18 protein-coding genes are annotated in these 17,480 nt (G+C 42.7%); 1 reads left to right on the forward strand and 17 read right to left on the reverse strand.

Features of this window, described 5'->3' with window-relative positions:
- On the reverse strand, nucleotides 1–2,436 hold a 2,436-nt coding region (locus DMB71_RS01355; RefSeq protein WP_162614750.1), incomplete at its 3' end, for a DUF7507 domain-containing protein.
- A gap of 13 nt (nucleotides 2,437–2,449) precedes the next feature.
- A complete protein-coding gene (locus DMB71_RS01360) occupies nucleotides 2,450–3,142 on the reverse strand; it encodes a hypothetical protein (RefSeq protein ID WP_111363015.1) in 693 nt (230 codons plus the stop codon).
- Between the two features lie 454 nt (nucleotides 3,143–3,596).
- Between DMB71_RS01360 and DMB71_RS22140 the strand changes: the two genes are divergently transcribed.
- Nucleotides 3,597–5,147 carry a helix-turn-helix domain-containing protein gene (locus tag DMB71_RS22140; protein WP_239452898.1) on the forward strand — a complete coding sequence of 517 codons (1,551 nt, stop codon included), beginning with the start codon at nucleotides 3,597–3,599 and terminating at the stop codon, nucleotides 5,145–5,147.
- 453 nt (nucleotides 5,148–5,600) lie between these two features.
- Here the strand turns inward: DMB71_RS22140 and DMB71_RS01370 are convergent, their stop codons facing one another.
- From DMB71_RS01370 to DMB71_RS01435, 15 genes are all read right to left on the reverse strand, one after another.
- Nucleotides 5,601–5,933, reverse strand: coding sequence for a helix-turn-helix domain-containing protein (locus tag DMB71_RS01370; RefSeq protein ID WP_111363017.1), 333 nt, complete (start codon nucleotides 5,931–5,933; stop codon nucleotides 5,601–5,603).
- Nucleotides 5,930–6,241, reverse strand: coding sequence for a hypothetical protein (locus DMB71_RS01375; RefSeq protein ID WP_111363018.1), 312 nt, complete (start codon nucleotides 6,239–6,241; stop codon nucleotides 5,930–5,932). The genes DMB71_RS01370 and DMB71_RS01375 overlap by 4 nt, the downstream gene beginning before the upstream one ends.
- A gap of 22 nt (nucleotides 6,242–6,263) precedes the next feature.
- A complete protein-coding gene (locus DMB71_RS01380; RefSeq protein WP_111363020.1) occupies nucleotides 6,264–7,400 on the reverse strand; it encodes a hypothetical protein in 1,137 nt (378 codons plus the stop codon).
- Nucleotides 7,401–7,430: 30 nt separating this feature from the next.
- Complete coding sequence (gene traN, locus DMB71_RS01385; RefSeq protein WP_111363022.1) at nucleotides 7,431–8,276, reverse strand: conjugative transposon protein TraN; 846 nt, start codon at nucleotides 8,274–8,276, stop codon at nucleotides 7,431–7,433.
- Nucleotides 8,277–8,288: 12 nt separating this feature from the next.
- The gene (gene traM / locus DMB71_RS01390) at nucleotides 8,289–9,581 is read right to left on the reverse strand and encodes a conjugative transposon protein TraM (RefSeq protein ID WP_111363023.1); all 1,293 of its coding nucleotides are present in this window, start codon (nucleotides 9,579–9,581) and stop codon (nucleotides 8,289–8,291) included.
- 4 nt (nucleotides 9,582–9,585) lie between these two features.
- Nucleotides 9,586–9,837 (reverse strand): hypothetical protein, encoded by a 252-nt coding sequence (locus DMB71_RS21915; protein ID WP_162614751.1) that lies wholly within the window; start codon nucleotides 9,835–9,837, stop codon nucleotides 9,586–9,588.
- Between the two features lie 7 nt (nucleotides 9,838–9,844).
- Nucleotides 9,845–10,465 carry a conjugative transposon protein TraK gene (gene traK, locus DMB71_RS01395; RefSeq protein ID WP_111363025.1) on the reverse strand — a complete coding sequence of 207 codons (621 nt, stop codon included), beginning with the start codon at nucleotides 10,463–10,465 and terminating at the stop codon, nucleotides 9,845–9,847.
- A gap of 12 nt (nucleotides 10,466–10,477) precedes the next feature.
- Complete coding sequence (gene traJ, locus DMB71_RS01400; protein ID WP_111363027.1) at nucleotides 10,478–11,689, reverse strand: conjugative transposon protein TraJ; 1,212 nt, start codon at nucleotides 11,687–11,689, stop codon at nucleotides 10,478–10,480.
- 3 nt (nucleotides 11,690–11,692) lie between these two features.
- The gene (locus DMB71_RS01405; RefSeq protein WP_111363029.1) at nucleotides 11,693–12,328 is read right to left on the reverse strand and encodes a TerB family tellurite resistance protein; all 636 of its coding nucleotides are present in this window, start codon (nucleotides 12,326–12,328) and stop codon (nucleotides 11,693–11,695) included.
- A gap of 11 nt (nucleotides 12,329–12,339) precedes the next feature.
- Nucleotides 12,340–12,954 carry a hypothetical protein gene (locus DMB71_RS01410; RefSeq protein WP_111363030.1) on the reverse strand — a complete coding sequence of 205 codons (615 nt, stop codon included), beginning with the start codon at nucleotides 12,952–12,954 and terminating at the stop codon, nucleotides 12,340–12,342.
- A gap of 13 nt (nucleotides 12,955–12,967) precedes the next feature.
- Complete coding sequence (locus DMB71_RS01415; RefSeq protein WP_111363032.1) at nucleotides 12,968–13,651, reverse strand: conjugal transfer protein TraI; 684 nt, start codon at nucleotides 13,649–13,651, stop codon at nucleotides 12,968–12,970.
- Entirely contained in the window at nucleotides 13,648–16,137 is a 2,490-nt protein-coding gene (locus tag DMB71_RS01420) for a TraG family conjugative transposon ATPase (protein ID WP_111363033.1), read from the reverse strand. Before DMB71_RS01420 ends, DMB71_RS01415 begins: the two co-directional genes overlap by 4 nt.
- Before the next feature lie 27 nt (nucleotides 16,138–16,164).
- Nucleotides 16,165–16,479, reverse strand: coding sequence for a DUF4133 domain-containing protein (locus DMB71_RS01425; protein ID WP_111363035.1), 315 nt, complete (start codon nucleotides 16,477–16,479; stop codon nucleotides 16,165–16,167).
- Entirely contained in the window at nucleotides 16,479–16,742 is a 264-nt protein-coding gene (locus tag DMB71_RS01430; RefSeq protein WP_239452901.1) for a DUF4134 domain-containing protein, read from the reverse strand. Before DMB71_RS01430 ends, DMB71_RS01425 begins: the two co-directional genes overlap by 1 nt.
- Nucleotides 16,743–16,952: 210 nt before the next feature.
- Nucleotides 16,953–17,396: a hypothetical protein gene (locus DMB71_RS01435; RefSeq protein ID WP_162614752.1), complete on the reverse strand. Its 444-nt coding sequence runs from the start codon at nucleotides 17,394–17,396 to the stop codon at nucleotides 16,953–16,955.
- Nucleotides 17,397–17,480: the final 84 nt, after the last annotated feature.

The following is a 17,480-nucleotide window of genomic DNA, read 5'->3' on the forward strand; positions in this document are numbered from 1 at the left end:
AAGCGCATCTCCGTCCGCATCCGTATCGTTGGCAAGAGGCGTCAGAGCAATCGTATTGTCTTCTGCTACGGTGTACACATCTTTTACCGCAACAGGATTATGTTTCACCACTGGTGTAACCGTTCCCGAATTATTGCCGCCAGCGGGATCATTCTGCTCACCAGATATGGAAGCTGTATTTGCATAAGAACCCGAAGCATTTACAGTAGCTTGCATCGTAAGAGTAGCACTGGCACCGTTTGCAAGATTGTTAATAGTCCAATCAGGCGCAGACCATGTTCCAACTGAAGGCGAAGCACTTATAAAAGTGTATCCCGAAGGAAGAACATCAGTAACTTTCACCCCTGTTGCAGCACTAGGTCCCGCATTGGAAGCTGTAATTGTAAACGTCACAGTGCTTCCAACATTTGGTGAAATATTATCCACTGATTTGGATACCGAAAGATTTGCCTGAACCAAAGGTGTGGCAGTTGCTGAATTATTTCCTGCAGTGCCATCAGGATTATTTCCTGAAATGCTTGCTGTGTTGGCATATGATCCCGTTGATTTTACTGTTGCTGTAACTGCTAAAGAAGCGCTAGCTCCATTTGCAAGAGAACCAACTGTCCAATCTGGTGCTGACCATGTTCCTGTTGAAGGCACTGCACTAACAAAAGTGTATCCTGAAGGAAGCACATCGCTTACTGTTACGCCTGTAGCTTTATAAGGGCCTTTGTTTTTAGCGGTTATGGTAAATACCACATTACTCCCAACGCTTGGAGAAGGGTTGTCTGCAGTTTTCGTGATCTCTAAATCTGCAGGACATAACGCTGCATCAAAATTTCTTGTTGTCACTGAAGTGCCTCCGCATGAAGTCATAACTGAGTACTTCACTGAAACTGTACCCTCTCCAGTAAAACTTAAAGTGTTACCCGTTAATGTTCCAGGACCGCTCACAATGCTTAATGTTCCTCCAGCCGGAGTCGGATTTAAAATAACCGGATCATCAACGCAATATTTTGAATCAGGTCCGCCGCCTGTAGAAACTGGCTGGATCACTGGATTAGATTCTGCACCGCAGATCTGCACATTTGCAGTTGCAAAAGTATAGCTGGTTTCATTTGTGGTATTATTGGTGCCGTCACCCATACTTCCGCTGATTCGATGACCTACATATCCGAACTTAGATTCACAGCTTTTTACGAGCATAGAAGTGTGTCCACCCGTCTCAATTGCCAGAATATTATCAGAAGCACCTAGTCCGCCAGGAGCTGTCGGATTATTTGAAGTCGTCGATCCAATACCCAACAGTGAACCATTGCTGTTTCCAAATGCATATATTTTATTGGCGTTTGTCAGTACATTGATAGCCGCATAACGTCCATCATGCTCCTGAGGGCTGAACCATTTTATATCATTCATAAACGGGCCGGATGCAGAAGCATATCTTGGCTGAATCCATGCAAGCCTTTCAGCGGCAGAAGTCCAATCCCCTAGCTGTCTGTTGGCATTGTTTCCTAGGGCGTATAAACTCCCATTTGCAGCTAAAATGTAATGAGACTGTGCTGTTCCTGTACCTGTTGACCCAATCATTTTTGGCGTAATTCCAGCAGGAAGTGTCATGGCGCTCGCATAATTTTGATTTCCTGCAGCGCTGTTATTTCCTAAATACACGTTAACGCCCCATACATATACCGTCCCATCAGATTTTAATGCCATAAGGGCATCATTGCTCCCCCTGCAGGCTACAACATCTGTCAAAAATGGGTTATTATTTTCAGAAGTTCTCACTCTGTACCATGTTGTGCTGTTTCCAGCTGCTCCATTCCCCCTAACAGCTGCAGTCTGCGAAATTACCCAGACATCTCCGCTGCAGGTTGTAATGGCAAGCGTTTTGTAGGTTCCAAACATCATCTTAACATCGCCTGGATTTACCCCGTTTGGAAGCCCATTGGCATTGCCTCCTATCGTAAGCTTTTGAAAAACGGCGCTGCTTGTTAGCGACGCATCTAGAACTGCTCCTCCTTTAGACCAGGCATACAGACCATCTGTGGCTAAAAGTATTCCTTGGACATTGTCTGAGGAACTGCTTCCCAAAGCGGCTTTCAAAGGAACAGCTCCAGCAGATAATGCTGGAAAATTAGCCTTGTTAATTGTAACAGGCGATAACTGGTTGGTTCCTGCACTAGAAATTGTTTCGCCCCATGTCTGGAATGAACCGTCAGAAGTTCTTACCACAGTGGTGTGCCAGCTCGAAACAAAGTTATCGTACTCAATTGTGGCAGCATTGCTGTTAGATGCTGCCCCAAAATTGGAAAGATCCGTATTAGGACAACCAGCAATTGGAGTGGCGCATTGAGCATCTGCCGACTGGCTGAATATAAAAAACACAAAAAACAAAGCAATTGCCTTTTGTAAATTCAGTCCGCTATTTAAATTAAAGTAGTTTTTTATCATACTCATCGGTTTGTTATTTTACTATCTGAGGAAGGCTATAAGTCTGCACCTGTCTGTTGAAGTCATAAAAATCAAACATCAGATAGGCTTCTTTATCAGCTATACCTGAGATTCTGTATTTCAGCACTTGGACCTTGCCATTCAAAGTGATTTCCTTATCCACAGCTTCAGCTGCCATTGAAACTCCCACGCCCGTAATTGACATGCCAGGAGCTGGCAGCTTTGCGACAGAAGTTCCTTTTACTGCAATTTTTACAGGAACAGCAACAATCAGATCCGAGTAGCTTCTTCCTTTTGCTATTTTTTCAGAAAATGAAATTTTTGAGAAATCAAAAGACATTTTAACACCTTCCACCTTAATCTGAAATTTTTCGGGAAACTGCTGATGATCGCATTCCCCGTCATGTTTCTTGCTTTCGTGAAAATTAATTTCATACTCTCCTGGTTCTTGAAATATGTAATTATTAATTTCCTTGCCATGCAGAGTAGCGAAGATGTTATTTTTTAAACTGCTGACTGTCCAAATCATCGACTCATCAAGCATCCCAAAGTCAATTTTTTCGCCAAATGAAACTGTTCTGTAAAACTGATCCGATGGCTCCGTATTAATGTTTTGTGCTGCCGATCTGTAAGAATGAATTAAACTGTACAGCAGCAGAAAAAGTAACAGTTTTTCTTTTCTGAAAGATCTCAGGTAATTGGTCATGGTTATAAAAGTTTAATTAATTGGGCTGTTCGCTAATTGGCAGCGAAAATACCATTTCGAAAGAGCGGCGAGAAGCATTATGCTTTCACTATAGCGCAAAAATGAAAGCTTTTCTTTCTTACAAAAACCATAACACACTAAACAACAGTTAATTAAACAAAACCCCATCTTATAGGCCAAAATCCGGATAATTAAGCATACAATCCCATATTTCAGCTAATCTTAATAAAGGAAGCCGACTTTTGAAGAAAAAAAAAGATGCCTTTCACCTTTTTTTGGATCTGGCTATCTGCGATGCAGCGAATTAATATTAATTTCAAAATCAAGAATTGCATAATTTCCGATAATTTTAATATTTTAGCCACCCATAATATTTTAGAATATTACCACGCCGAAGCGCCACCCTGCTTTGGATCACTATTCGCAGTTTCCATTAACATTTTCACTTATTTATATGCACTTAAGATCCTTTCTTTTATTATTATTTATTTTTATTTTTTGCCGGCCCAGCTACCCGCAAAACTCACAATACGATAAAGTATTTGCCGAAACCGCTCAGGTTCTATTAGGCTCTAATCCTAAAAAAGCATTAGGCAACACCGATTATCTCTATAAAATAGCGCAGAACAACAGCGAACGCATTAAAGCAGGCATGCTTAAGGCAACTCTTCTGCGCCAATACGGATTGCGCAATGAGGCGATTTCTGTTCTAAAAAAGGCCGACAGCATAGCATCGGCAGACCAGGACTATACGCAGATGTCCAGAATTAACGGTTTTCTATCCACCCTGCATAGGGAAAATGAGATCTATAGTCTGGGAAAAACCTATCTCAATAAAGCGGTACAGGCAAGCAGAAAAATTGCAAACAAATCGGAGATGTATAAGTTTCAGGGAAACCTTTCCCAGGAAATTGCCTATTATGAAATGTATTCTCTAAACTTTTCAAAGGCGATCAGACATCTTAAGGCAGGGAACGTCCTCTTTAAAAAAGCAGGCCCTGAGATAGACGTCAATTTCAATACCGCGGTAAATGACGAGCTCATTGCCAAAAATTATCTTTCCTTAAAAAAAGCGGATTCAGCATTATTCTATTACTCCACGGCCGCAAAGGCACTTGAGGCATCACAGTCTTCCGAAAGCCCTTTGAAAGGCTTTATCCTAAACGGCTTTGGAAATGTCTACTCTGCAAAAGGCGATCGAAGCAGAGCGCTTGAAAACTACACGAAGGCTGAAGAAATCGCCCTGCGGTCCAATTTTTTCATCCTTAAGCAGGAAGTATACAATTCAATGATGGATTTTTACAGAAACAGTGACAGCAGAAAATACATCGCCTATAATGAGCTGAACCTAAAGCTCAATCAAGATGAGGAGCATAACAGAAAAATCATTGCCGACGATCTGATTAAAACACTCCGAAAAGATCACATCAAAAGCCAGTCCCAATATAAAAAAAGTACGGTTGCCCTAGCAATGGCCTTCATTGCTCTAGTGCTCTTCACCATTGCCTTTTTTACCTACAAAAGAAGACAGGATCTTAAAAACTTCAACAGCATAATCGGCAATGCCATTTCTAAAAAAGGCTCTTCCCAGCGCAGGGACAATGGCAGAGAGTATATGTCTGAGGCTACAGAAAACAGCATCTTAAAGAGCCTGAAAGAATCTGAAAAAAGCCAGTTTTATCTCAACAGCGAAGCTTCTCTAACCACTCTGGCAGCAGAGCTCGGCATCAATCATAGATATCTTTCCTATGTGATAAACAAAAACACGGAAAAAGATTTTGCGGGCTATATAAGCGAATTGAGAATCAACTACATCGTTGAGCGCCTGCGCAGCGATCCAAGCTATCTTAAATATAAGATAAGCTATCTTGCCGATCTCTGCGGCTTTTCCTCCCACAGCAGATTCACCACCACATTTAAAAAAGTCACGGGGCTCTCTCCCGTTGATTTTATAAGGCAGCTGGAAAATAAAGCGGCAGCGGAGCCGCTTCAGAAAGAGCATTAAAAAAAAAGCAGGGACATCAATCCCTGCTCTTCAATCTCTGCTGCACCTCACACTGCAGCTCTGAAATGGCTCAATGCTCTCCATGCGCATCATAAGGGTTCATATTAGCAATTTATTGCTTTCTGTTGTATTAAACCTGGAGTCGCTGCCTTTTTTCGCGACTAAAAGCTAAGGCAGTCTATATCTAAAGTGGTAAAAAAGATGTCAAAAAAGATATGGCGGGTGCAGAATCGGTGCACTTTGGTCAAATGCATTATATAAAACCTGCATAAAGAGGGCTTCAGCACTAAAGTTCGAATCCTGCTCTCTGATCATAAATAATATTATATTCTTTATCAATATGATAATCTGAAATTAACTTTTCTTATTTAATAAGGCTTAAGCAATGTCGGGGTACAAATAAAATACAAAACAAAAAGCCTGCAAATTTTGTGCAGGCTTTTCAAAATAATCCTATTTATTAAATCTCTGATCCGCTTCCCGCTGCATTTCCGACATGGTTTTGATCCTTCCGGATTTGATCCATTCCAGCAGTTCCGACCTTATAAAATAAAGCTTCTTGCCCTTCTTGCTGGCGGGCATTTCCTTTCGGCATACTTTCGAATAGATGGTGGCTACCGAGAGATTCACGAGCTTTGAGGCCTCCAGAATGTTCATTAGGCCCGGATCAAAATCCTCAGGAGGCTTATTGTCCCTGATCTGTTTTACCATGCGCTCAATGCTCTCCACACGCATCACAAGGGTTCCCAATATATCGGGAAGATCCTCAAAAGCAAAAGGCTTCATGGCTCCATTAATTTACGCAGTTCAAAATCAAAAAAATATATCCGGCTTGCCCTTGTCTTCTTAAAAGAAGGCTCATAGCGCAGGTATCCGTACTCGTCAAGCTCCCGAAGGCATTTATGGTAGGTGCATGCGGAAGATATCTTGGCTATGGGCGCCAGTTCCCTTCTGAAGACTTCAACGGGATTGGCAAAGCCTTTGGCCGACCTGAACTGCAGAAGAGCCGCATAAAGGGCTATATGCGCCGTGCCGATGCGCCCGTCCTTTCCAATGGCAGAAAAGAAGTCTGCCAAGGGTTTCGCGCTTTCCATAATCCATCAATGATCACCTGAGCTAAATCGACTGCGATCTTCTTTTCGCCTTCTTTTCCTTCTTCTCCCCCAAATCATCATCTCCCTGCCCATCAGCGTTCTTCTTCTCTCCTTTGGAAATATCCTCCTTGGAATCCTTCTGCTTCTGCTCTCTGCTTTGTCTGTCATTGATGCGGAGCATCGATTCGTCATACACCCTGATGGTCTTGAACTGCGGATTGGCCTCCACAAACCTTCTCTTTTCCTCGCCATTGACAACAAAAGTGACCGATTGGATATTCCCTTTTTTAAGCGAACCAAGCAGACTCTCTCTGGACTCGGGTGTCTGAAGCTCCTTAATGGAATGCTTCTCCAGAGCCGCCTCCAAATTATAGCCATAATTGTGGTGATAATGGTTCATCTTAAAGTTTCCGTTTGGCTCGGCATCTTTAAAGTCCAAAGAAATCCAAGAATTATATTTCTCGCCTTCCTTGGTCATAAGATCCTTATTGACCGATCTTCCTTCCAGCAGATTAAAAGCCTCCTTCATTGTAAAATTATTATCTTTTCCCATGTAGAAAATCTGCTCCAATGTATGGGGAGCCCCTTCCTTGGAGAGCATGGCCTTATAGGAGTTGAAGAAATACATATCGCTCTGGTCCGATTTCTTAAAGCTCAGCTCGCATTTAAAGGCGCTCTTCTCAAAATTGGCTTCATGGAGAACCGTAAATTCCTTTTCCCCTTTTTCCAGCTGCTCTTTTAATATGGGCTGCAGCGCTTCCCCAAAACCAGTGTACTTGATCTGGTCTGCCAAAAATTCTAAATTCTTCTGATTCATGATATTTCCATTTAAATTATTTTCCATTATTTCCCTCTTTTCCCTTTCCCACTGGGCATATCCCGTAAGATCAAATGCCTCATTGCAGGAAGTGTCTATTGCGCTGCGCATAAGCGCCCTTAGATCATCCAGCAGCAGCTCTATGGGCAGGCTTTGGTAATGGTTGGCATCATTGGCCATCACAAGACAGTATTCCTGCGCATCGAGTTCGCTTCTGAAAAACTCCACATTCTCGCTATTGTAAACCTTCTCCACATTATAGGCGCAGAAGCGATAGCCCAGATCGGACATTTCGCTGCTAAAGGACAGCAGCATTTCGGCGTCGGCTAAATCAATTATCACAACCTTTTACATTCTTTAATGGCCCAGCCGCTATTCGGACAGCGGAACCGCTTTTCTGGCCAGATTATTGCCGATTTTTACCTCGATATGCCTTCCCCCATTTTTCTCCAAAAGCTGTATTGCCAGATACTTTCTCCCGGGAATGGTGAATTTCTCCAATGCATAGACTCTCACCGTTTCAGACGCATCGGGAATTACGCCAGAAGATGCAATGGCATGCAGCGGCTGGAGTTCTATTTCCTGCGATGCGGTGCGCTTTGGTGTTTTCCTGTCTCTGATAAAAAAGCGCAGCTGATCGATATCGTAGCTAATCTTTGATCTGTTTTCAAAAACAAAGCGCAGATATAAAACGTCCTGCCGTATAAAGATCCCGTTTACCTCCAGACTGATCTGATCTTTTGATTTTTTCAGACCGCTGGTCTTTTTCTTTTTGGATAATGCAAGTGAAGCGCTCTGTTCTATCCTTTTCTGATTTTCGTTTTCCAAAGAAAATAGAACATCCCTACCCGCTGCCACTGCATTTTCAGCCTTAAAATTTAAGTCGGGGCAGGAATCGTCATAATTGAGCACAAACACAAATAATCTCGCATCTGAAGTCACCACGGTCAGATTGGTCTGGAAAAAATGCTGTTTAGCCGCCTTTACAAGCAGTATATTCTCCACTCCTTTTGCTTTCTGGACCAGCACATCCGCGCTTCCCTTATCTATGCTCTTGATTGGATAGGGGAAAACAATGCTTGTGGTTTTCGAGAAGCCGACCTGCAGATTCTTATACTGGTCTTCATAAAGGGCAGTTTCTCTTTGATCTGGCTGCGGATAAGCAGAAAGGCAAACCAGCTCCCAGCTGATTAAAAACAAATAATCCAGTTTTTTCATTTTTTCTCACTTTTAAGGTTTTACATTTTTTTGTTTTTCATCATACAGAAGCACTTGATACCCCGCTTTTACCACCACCTTTACGAGTTTTACCTTTTTGCCCAGAAGGCTTTTAGCGGCCTCGATGCCCATACCTGCTGCCTGCGCTCCCCATGAATCCGAAACACTGGCAAGGCCTAGAGTCTGGATGGAACGATCGGCGGATGCTTTGGCAGCGTCCCTGCTAATGGCTCCGGGAATATAGATGCCTTCACCGCCGTCAATATCATAAACAGCCAATTCGACTGGAAATATGGAATTGCTATACTGGATGCTGGTGATTTTCACTTCCAGCCTCTCTCCTTTTAAAGCTGCAGTTCCGTACAGGAAAGTATTTTTGGGTATCGCTGTTCCCTGCAGAAAAATATCATTCGACAGCCTCAATTTAACCACCGATCCATTGACAATGGCCTGGGTCTGGTGAACAGCCGCTTCAATAGAATTCTGCATCGCCTCAGAAGGCTGTTCTTCATCCAAAGAATAAAATGCATTTGTTTTTAGCAAGCTCTGCGGATTGGCATTCTGCTCAAGCGAGCTTATGATGTTCTCTGCCGCTTTTTTCTGCACTTGATATATTTTCCCTTTTTTACCGTCAGATGATTCTTTAAGCCGTTCCTGCACACGCTGCGGATGCTGTATATCCAAAATATTTTCCAACATCCCTCCAAGCTGCTTCAGTTCAGGATCAGGTTTCTCAGAAGTGCCCATTTGCGAGATCATCTGCTCCAAATTTTTTATCGCATCTGATCCGCTTTTTGATGATCCATAGCTTTCAAACTCCCTCATATCCTGACCATAAGCATTAGGGACAGCCGGCTGGCTGATTGCTTTTTCAAGAGCCCTGAGCTTCTCATAAACTTTCTGCTCATTGCGGTCCTGAAAAGACTGCGGATTAAAAACCGATCTGCTTTTTGGAAGCATGCCGGATCCAAAATCATCCGCAGAAAAAGGACTGGCTTTATCTTCAGAGCCTTTATTGTCAAAATAGTTGGGATCTTTTTTTATCTGCTCACGCAGTTTTGTAGAATCAGCTGCCGCCTGATCATAATAGCTCATCTTGTCCAATGCCGAGTCCTCTTTAAATTTAGGCAGAGGAAGATTAAAATTAAATCCTCTACTTTCGCCATTCTCTGCTGTTTTGGCTTCCATACCTCCTCCTCCCAAGGAATAGAACAGGAATGTCAGAAATGGAAGTGTAATAAGAGGCAGAACTAAAAGCAGTTTTCTCCTTTTAGATTCCTTCGGAGATACTATTTTCTCTTGCATAATTTTAGTTTTTTAAGTTGATTTTCTTTGTTTTTGAAACTTCTGGAACCCCAGCTTCTTTATAAAATGTCCTGTACAGGTTATAGATCAAATAACCCGATGCCAGAACCGTAAAGAACAGAAGTCCACATATCAGTTTTGTTTTGGATAGCCCAGCTGTGGCTCTCTGCATTTTTTCTGCCCATCTTTTCTGCAGCAGCAGATAATACTTGTGATACGCAAAAGGTTCAGTCCGTTTTTTAAATAAGGATTTCATATGAATTTTATTTTCTGGATTCAGCCGAGATATCCCTATTTTCAATAGTATTGAAACGTTCGATCAGAAAACCGTGAGGATTATTGTCGCTTCTGGAAACATTTCGAAGAGAACCTTCCGTAAGCAGGCTTCTTTTTATAATGCTGGTGGTGCGGATAATGCTTTGCCCGGCATAACACCTAAAACGATAGGGATATTCTCGGATATCAATGCTCACACTATCAATCTGGATGGTCTGGCTTATGTTCCCTGATATAATTCCCGAATAGAAATTATTCTCCTTCAGGCCATCATAAATGCGCTTGGCGCTGTCGTCTGCCAGATACAGCGCTTTTGTTATATTGGCTTTAATCACTTTATCATCAGGGTCAAGTGTAAAGAAAAACTTGTGAAAGGCTTTCACATGATCCCTTGCTTCCACAGCAATATTATCCTTTCGATCTGACGCATAAGCTTCAAGCGCTTTGCCATTGGCCAGAATATATACTTTATCCTGCATCAGGCTGACTGTCTGAAAACTTTTGCAGACAGCATAACAGCTTACAATTACGCAGCCTGCAATTACAAGCATTGTAAAACCTCTCACATATCTGAAAGCGGCATCTATGTTCTTCATTTTCGTAAACATGGGATGTTGGTTTTAAATCTGTTTGGAATTTCCTTTTAGCCTGTCATTCATATAGTTTCCTTTATCTTGAAAATATGGGCTGCTTCCTGCTGTCCCAGCCATGCTGCTGCTCATTCTCCTATCGGCATCTCCCATTACATCGGCAGCCATTCCAACCGCGTTTGAAGAAGCCCGCACAACAGTATTGGCTGAATTGCCAAACATGCTTGTCACTTTCTGGCCAAGAGCTCCGCCCCCGGCTGCATGGACAATATAATTGGCAACTGACGGAACAGTGAAATAGCCTATGATTCCGATTATCATAAAAATGAGGTAAGCCATATCGGTCCTGCTGAAAAAGGTATCTCCGCTTGCCTCTACCTGCGATAAATCCAGCTTCAGCATCAGTTCCTGAATTTTCCCAATGATGCTTCCAAAAATATTCGCAACGGGAAGCCATAAATAAATGTTTATGTATCTGGCAAGCCAGACGGTGAGCGTATGCTGAAACCCGTCAAATACTGCTATTCCAAATACAAGAGGTCCAAGTATTGAGAGCACTACCAATTGAAAAGTCCTTAGGGTATCAATGCACAAAGCCGCCGCTTCAAATAATACTCTAAGCACCTCGCTCATCCATTCCTTCACTGAGTTCCTAAAATTATAGGATGCTTTTTCCATGGCAAATTTCACATCGTTTCCTATGCCTGCCAGCATGCTTTCATCCGATGGATCTGCTCCGTCATGCGCATACTTGTACCATCTATCACGGTCCCCAATACCGGAAACCCCTACATACATCCTCCATGGATCGGTTTCTCTGACTGCTTTTTCCTTTTCTTTCAAAAGAACCGCCACAGCATTATTGGAACCTTCGACCATAGCGGCGGTGGCTTTTACAGTCGGCTTCATAACACTATTGATAAGTGCCAGAACCGAAGGAAAAATCATAATGCAGAATCCTATTACAAAAGGTCTGAACAGGGGATAAAAATCTATAGGTTCAGCGTTTGCAATATGACGCCAGACTCGGGAAGCTATATACCATATGGCGCCAAATCCCGCTATTCCCTGCCCTACTGCTATTAGATTAGAACACAAAGGCATCATTTCATCATAAAGCTGGTCTAAAACACCATGAAGACTGCTCATATCATCACCAAGTCCTTGCGCCATGATTCTGAACGGAAACAGCAATATCATAAGCACTGCTGGTAATCTTTTTATATTTACTGCTATCATCATTCTTCAGTCTTTAAATGCCTGTAATGCTTTTGACGCGTCAACATCATTTTTCTCCTTCGCTCTCTGAAGAGCCAGCACATTGGATGATGCATTAAAATTTCTGAGAAAAAGAAGTTTATCCTGCATCTGCTCATATATTCCGTCAACAGCCTCTAGCCTCTCATCATCGGACATTCTAAGTTTATCAGCGGTTATGATCATCGTTAGTTCATCCAGATTTCGAAGGCTCTGATTAAGCAGGTTTCCGTATACTTTTTCAAAATAATTTATTTCCTGTCCGCTGAAATTCCCGCTTTTTATAAATCGATTCACCCCATTGCGGCTTTCCTTGACTATTAAAATCTGATATTCTACGATCTCTGATACTCTTTTGTAATTCTTGACCGCCGGACTTACCTGCATAAGCGCGTCCAGAAAGGTTTTATGAAGACTGAAATTTCCTTGGGTCATATCCTTAATTGTTTTGTATCCTCCTGAAAGCAGTTCATATCCCTTTTTCATGTCATTAAGAATTTTCTTGAACTGCGAAAGCTTTTCAATATTCAAAATCAGCTGCTGGATTTCTGCAGACTGCCCTTTTGATTGGTCAGGAATAAGAAACATGCAGATAACCGCCACAAACAATACTATCTTATTCATCGTCATTTATTTTATAATCCGTACAATTCATTTACACCTCTATAATCCTTTTTATCTGAAGATTTTGAAATCGACAGCAGTCTCGCTTCATTGCTGAAAGAAAGACAGAAATTATAATCTTCCAGCATTGTCTTGTGCAGCAGATCAATGCGCTCAATTCTCTGGTCATCTTTTAGTTCCAATTCAGCAGCTGTGGTAACAGCCAGCAGCTCATCGAGAGTTTGGCTGCAGTTCTGAAGCAGTTTATCAAAAGACCTCTTTATATAGTCCAGTTCGCTTCCATGAAACAAATCTGCCGTTTTAAGCTCTGCCAAAGTCTTTCGGCACAGTTTCATTATCTTAAACTGCATGGAAATAATCTCAGCGGTTTTATAATAATTCCGGACCTTTGGATTGATCTTTAAAAGTGAGGTAAAATAATCACCGTGCATGCTGAATTCCCCCTTTCTCGCATCCCCAATAAAATTGAGTCCCTTCGATACCGCCGAATATCCTTTCTTTGCATAATCGATATAAACCTGAAGTGCGGCTATCTGCAATAAAAGTTCCTTTCTCTGCTTTGCCTGCCCAATCATACTATGGTTAAAAACACAGAGCATTGTTAGTATTACAGCTATCTTTTTCATGTTGTTTATTGAATTATGGAATTCCGTAAAATTGTTTCACTTGCTTTACATCTGCCTCTGTTTTGGCCCTCTGAAGACTCAGCAGTATGTTCTGCTGGTTAAACATGGTAAGGTCATCGTAATTTACATCAATCTGATCTGCGGCTTTGTTGATGATCTCAAGACGTTTGAGATCGCTCATCTGGGTGGCAAATGAATCCAGAATTAAAAAAATCTGGTCGATATTCTTCACACTTTCCTCTAGTATTCCAGTGTAAACACGCTCCATATACTGGATTTCACTTTCCTTAAAATGCGCGTCCTGCCTGAAAAGATTCCAGGCTCTTTCATACTGCTGAACCAGCTGGGTCTGCTTCTTGGTAATTTCCTTTATTCTTTGGTAATAGGTAATAATGGATTTTACTTTGGCCAGCTCCTCATAGTAGCCTTTATATAGGTCTTTCTGCTTCTGGGTCCAGTCCGAAATTTCATCAAGCTTTAATTTGGAGAGCACGTTTTCCGCTTTTTTCTGCGCATTCTGAAGCCAGATGGTTTTATTCTGGAGTTTCTGAATCCTCAGATCAATTGCTTTGATCACTTTTTTCGTAACGGCCTTTACGATTTCCAGTATCGGCAATGCCACCATTTTATCTGCAGGCCTTGCCGGAGCATTGATAAGCAGCAGGCAGACCAGACTGGCAATTAATTTCATTTTCATTTTTCCTTTTCATTTAATTGTTTTTCTTCCCTTATATCCTGAGCCATTGCGGCTATTCCTTTTCTGATGTCTCCGCCAAATTTTTTCACGTAGGCATTCATTTTCACTTTTTCGCTTTCTTCAGTGGTATATGCCAGATATTCCTCCAAGGATACCTCTGTTCTGTAAACTTTGGAAAGCATGCCTCCAAGCGAGATAAAAACCTCCTTGTATCTTTTATCGGCATCATTGGCTTTATTTACCGAAAGCACAAGCGCTTTTTCTTTCTCGGTCAGTCCCAGAAGCTCCTGAATCTGATCAAACTTATTCTGGTATTTGCTCTGATCAAGCAGAATCTTGCAGTCGCTGTTATTGATGATGGCCTGTTTTACCACTGGAGAAGAAATAATGTCTTCGACTTCCTGCGTAACCACAATAGCCTCTCCAAAGAACTTCCTCACCGTTTTAAACAAATACTTAATGTATTCCGCCATTCCTTCCCTGGCAATGGCCTTCCACGCCTCTTCAATGAGGATCATCTTGCGGACGCCTTTGAGTTTTCGCATTTTACTGATAAAGACTTCCATAATAATGATGGTCACAACTGGAAAAAGAATCGGATGGTCTTTTATATTATCCAGTTCAAAGACAATAAGCCTTTCTTTTAACAGCTCGAGGTTCTGCGTTGCATTGAGCAGATAATCAAACTCGCCACCTTTATAATAGGGACGCAGCACATATAGAAAGTTATTCACGTCAAAATCCTTCTCCTTTACCTTATCATCCGATAGGATCAGAACAAACTCCCCTTTCAGAAACTCATAAAAGCTGTCAAAGCATGGAAAAATATCCGAATCGGCATCCAGCTTTTCATAATACAGCTGCAGGGCATTTGAAAGCGCCACATACTCGCTGCGGTTAAAGGTTTCATCATCTTTTTTCCAAAGGGCCAAAAGCAGCGTTTTAATGCTTTCCTTTTTCTCGGTATCCAGAGAGTCCCCTTCTGAAATATAAAAAGGGTTAAAGCATATGGGATTCTTCTCATTGTAAGTGAAGTAATAGCCTCCCACCATATCGCAAAGCCCCTTGTAGCTGTGCCCGACATCCACCAGCACGATATGCGTTCCCTGCTCGTAGTAGCTTCTCACCATATGGTTGGTGAAAAAGGACTTTCCGCTTCCCGAAGGCCCCAATATAAATTTGTTCCGGTTGGTGCAGATCCCCATTCGGACAGGCTCATCGCTGATATCCACATGAACGGGTTTGCCGGTCAGCCTATCTCCAAGCCTTATGCCGCAAGGGCTCAGCGAAGATCTGTAGCCTGTCTCCATGTTCAGAAAACAAACCGCCTGCTCTGTGAAAGTGTCAAAAGTGTCATTCATTGGAAAATCCCCTCCATTGCCTGGAATTCCAGCCCAATAGATCTGCGGGGCTCCAACCGTTTCCAGCTTGGCCGCCGAATCCATCTGGGCAAGCGCTGATGACACCTTATTTTTAATGTCCTTCAGCTCTTCTTTATCCGTGCTCCACGCCAGCACATTAAAATGGGCCTTTACGGGAAGCCTCTGCTCAGACACGGCTTCATTCAGAAAACCATTAGTGGCATCTCTGGCAATCATATTTCCCCTGCTGTAAGCCGACAGCGACTGGAGCCTTAATCTTTTGCTCTCCAGCTTTTGGATCGTTTTCTGCGCATCTTCAATAAAAATGTACTGGCTGTAAATATGATTGCACGACAAAAGCTGCCCTAAAGCTGAGGCAAACCCTACGCTAAATTTGGTTTTATCAGTCGAATAGCGGTCAAAATTGATTCTGGATCCGCATAGCCCCGGAAGATCGGCCGCGTCGCCAAGAGTAAAAAGCTGGCAGCGTTTATCTCCCACTTCGAGCCCTTCATCAAATTTGATGTCCTTATAAACAAATGAATCTTCCTGCTCTGATAGCAGACAGTATTTTTCCGCCAGCCCGATACTTCTGCTCCCGCTTTTAAGCGATTGGTTTCTCAGGCGAACGAGCTTTATAAATCCGCTGTCCTCCATAATCCTTTTAAACTGGCCACAGACATCCACAAAATCCTCAAGCAGCCGGGGTTTTAAAGTTTCCTCGGGAACTATTGAACTCCTAAGCAGATTGGAAAACAGCGAGGTTGCATTCTTTTTTCCCTGAGGCTTCTTGGTCAGCATAATATAGCAGGAATGGTCCAGATAGGGCCTTTCGCTAAAAAAATGCTCGCTGCTTCGGGTCAGAAAACTGCTGTCCCCGCTTGAGAAATCAGCTTTATATTTCCTATCTAAAAACCAGTCCTGCTTGTGGAAAACGCAGAACTTCGGAAGCACCTTTATGGCCTTTATCCACGACTGGTGGAAAGCCTCATACTCCTGGTCTGAAAGCGTAAAAATCTCGGGCAGCTCCGCCTTAAAAACTAAAGTTATATCCCCCTGCTTTGACAATATGCAGTCATGCTCCACCGCCATAATAGGCAGGAGCTCTTCCATCCTCTTCTCCATGTCTTCCCACAAATTAACGTTCTATAGCTATAACTTTATATAAACGCCCCTGCTGCGCACCTTCACGCATTTGGGAATGCGTTTTGCGGCTATGGCCTTCATCATGCCATGCTCTCCATATCTGGCGCTCATCCTGTATATCTTAAAGACAAGAAAGGCGCCTGCAATTCCGATAAGTCCAACACATGCAAGGGAAGGCACGCCCACAATAAAAAGCACGGCAAAGAGTACCATAAGCACCACTATTCCAAAACCTAAATACCAGATATACTGCGCTTTGAGACCCTTGAATTCAATGCTTTGATTAATGCCCTTATTGATCCTGTAGACGCTGTTTGCCATCAGACCCCAAAAAAGGATTTAATGACCGTAGCCACCACCACAAGAAACACGCAGCTGCCAAACCAGGCGGCCGCAACCTTTCCCGTATCGGGATCTCCCGCATTCCACTTCTGGTACACCTTCACCGCTCCGATAAGCCCCAATATGGCCCCCACGGCATACATCAGCTCAGTGCCCGCATCAAAATAGCTGCGCACCTTCTGGTTGGCCTCATTGATGCCCGCCACCCCGTCCTGGCTGTAAAGAGCCCCTGAATAAAGCATCAGCAGGGACAGCGCTAAAGCGCCCGATATGTTCTTAAGCCTTCTCCATAAGAATTTCAATCTCCAATTCCACCTTTTCATCTCCCATCATTTAAATTAAACCGTCACTTGAATTAAAAGCAGAGAAATACCGCTGTTACAGCTGCTATCTCCTTGTCACAATTGCCATACCGCACTAGAGCGAACAGGGGAAATTTCTCTGCATAAGATTTAGACCTCCTCTTCCCATAAGCTGTCCATCTCCTGAGCGCTGAGCTGAAGCGAAGGGTATCTATCGCTCTGCAGCACCATGAGAGAATTGATCTTATCCCGCAAAACGGACTGTCTCACATGGGGATATTCAGCAAGCAGAAACTGCACGTAATGCTTGAACTCGGCTTTAGATATATTTCTACCATCGCTTTCAATAAATGATTCCAACAATTTGGAATACAACTCCTTTGCATCTTCAAGCGTACTGAAAGACTCTTTGAATTCTGCAAAGGGGCTATCGCTTTTCATGTCCTCTGCAGCGGAAGACCGGCCCCTGAAGCCGCCCCTTAAATTCGAAATGAAATTCTTCGGATAATACCTGAAAAACACATACCCGTACCACAAAAAAAGAAAAACAGCGGCCGCAATCATAAAAGCCTTCCATGAAATATCTCCAAGCATAACCATCCCATTTAAACATTAGACATCCTTTCAGAAAACCGGAACCCATTCCGATTTCATTGCAGGACAAAGGAACAGTTATGC

The organism is Flavobacterium tistrianum, assembly GCF_003254545.1.
GTDB classification, from domain to species: domain Bacteria; phylum Bacteroidota; class Bacteroidia; order Flavobacteriales; family Flavobacteriaceae; genus Flavobacterium; species Flavobacterium tistrianum.

Excerpts from the sequence above, each read along its gene's own strand:
- DMB71_RS01360 (WP_111363015.1), bottom strand. The coding sequence starts at position 3,142 with ATGACCAATTACCTGAGATCTTTCAGAAAAGAAAAACTGTTACTTTTT.
- DMB71_RS22140 (WP_239452898.1), top strand. The coding sequence starts at position 3,597 with ATGCACTTAAGATCCTTTCTTTTATTATTATTTATTTTTATTTTTTGC.
- DMB71_RS01370 (WP_111363017.1), bottom strand. The coding sequence starts at position 5,933 with ATGAAGCCTTTTGCTTTTGAGGATCTTCCCGATATATTGGGAACCCTT.
- DMB71_RS01375 (WP_111363018.1), bottom strand. The coding sequence starts at position 6,241 with ATGGAAAGCGCGAAACCCTTGGCAGACTTCTTTTCTGCCATTGGAAAG.
- traN (WP_111363022.1), bottom strand. The coding sequence starts at position 8,276 with ATGAAAAAACTGGATTATTTGTTTTTAATCAGCTGGGAGCTGGTTTGC.
- traM (WP_111363023.1), bottom strand. The coding sequence starts at position 9,581 with ATGCAAGAGAAAATAGTATCTCCGAAGGAATCTAAAAGGAGAAAACTG.
- DMB71_RS21915 (WP_162614751.1), bottom strand. The coding sequence starts at position 9,837 with ATGAAATCCTTATTTAAAAAACGGACTGAACCTTTTGCGTATCACAAG.
- traK (WP_111363025.1), bottom strand. The coding sequence starts at position 10,465 with ATGTTTACGAAAATGAAGAACATAGATGCCGCTTTCAGATATGTGAGA.
- traJ (WP_111363027.1), bottom strand. The coding sequence starts at position 11,689 with ATGATGATAGCAGTAAATATAAAAAGATTACCAGCAGTGCTTATGATA.
- DMB71_RS01405 (WP_111363029.1), bottom strand. The coding sequence starts at position 12,328 with ATGAATAAGATAGTATTGTTTGTGGCGGTTATCTGCATGTTTCTTATT.
- DMB71_RS01410 (WP_111363030.1), bottom strand. The coding sequence starts at position 12,954 with ATGAAAAAGATAGCTGTAATACTAACAATGCTCTGTGTTTTTAACCAT.
- DMB71_RS01415 (WP_111363032.1), bottom strand. The coding sequence starts at position 13,651 with ATGAAAATGAAATTAATTGCCAGTCTGGTCTGCCTGCTGCTTATCAAT.
- DMB71_RS01420 (WP_111363033.1), bottom strand. The coding sequence starts at position 16,137 with ATGGAGAAGAGGATGGAAGAGCTCCTGCCTATTATGGCGGTGGAGCAT.
- DMB71_RS01425 (WP_111363035.1), bottom strand. The coding sequence starts at position 16,479 with ATGGCAAACAGCGTCTACAGGATCAATAAGGGCATTAATCAAAGCATT.
- DMB71_RS01430 (WP_239452901.1), bottom strand. The coding sequence starts at position 16,742 with ATGCTTTATTCAGGGGCTCTTTACAGCCAGGACGGGGTGGCGGGCATC.
- DMB71_RS01435 (WP_162614752.1), bottom strand. The coding sequence starts at position 17,396 with ATGCTTGGAGATATTTCATGGAAGGCTTTTATGATTGCGGCCGCTGTT.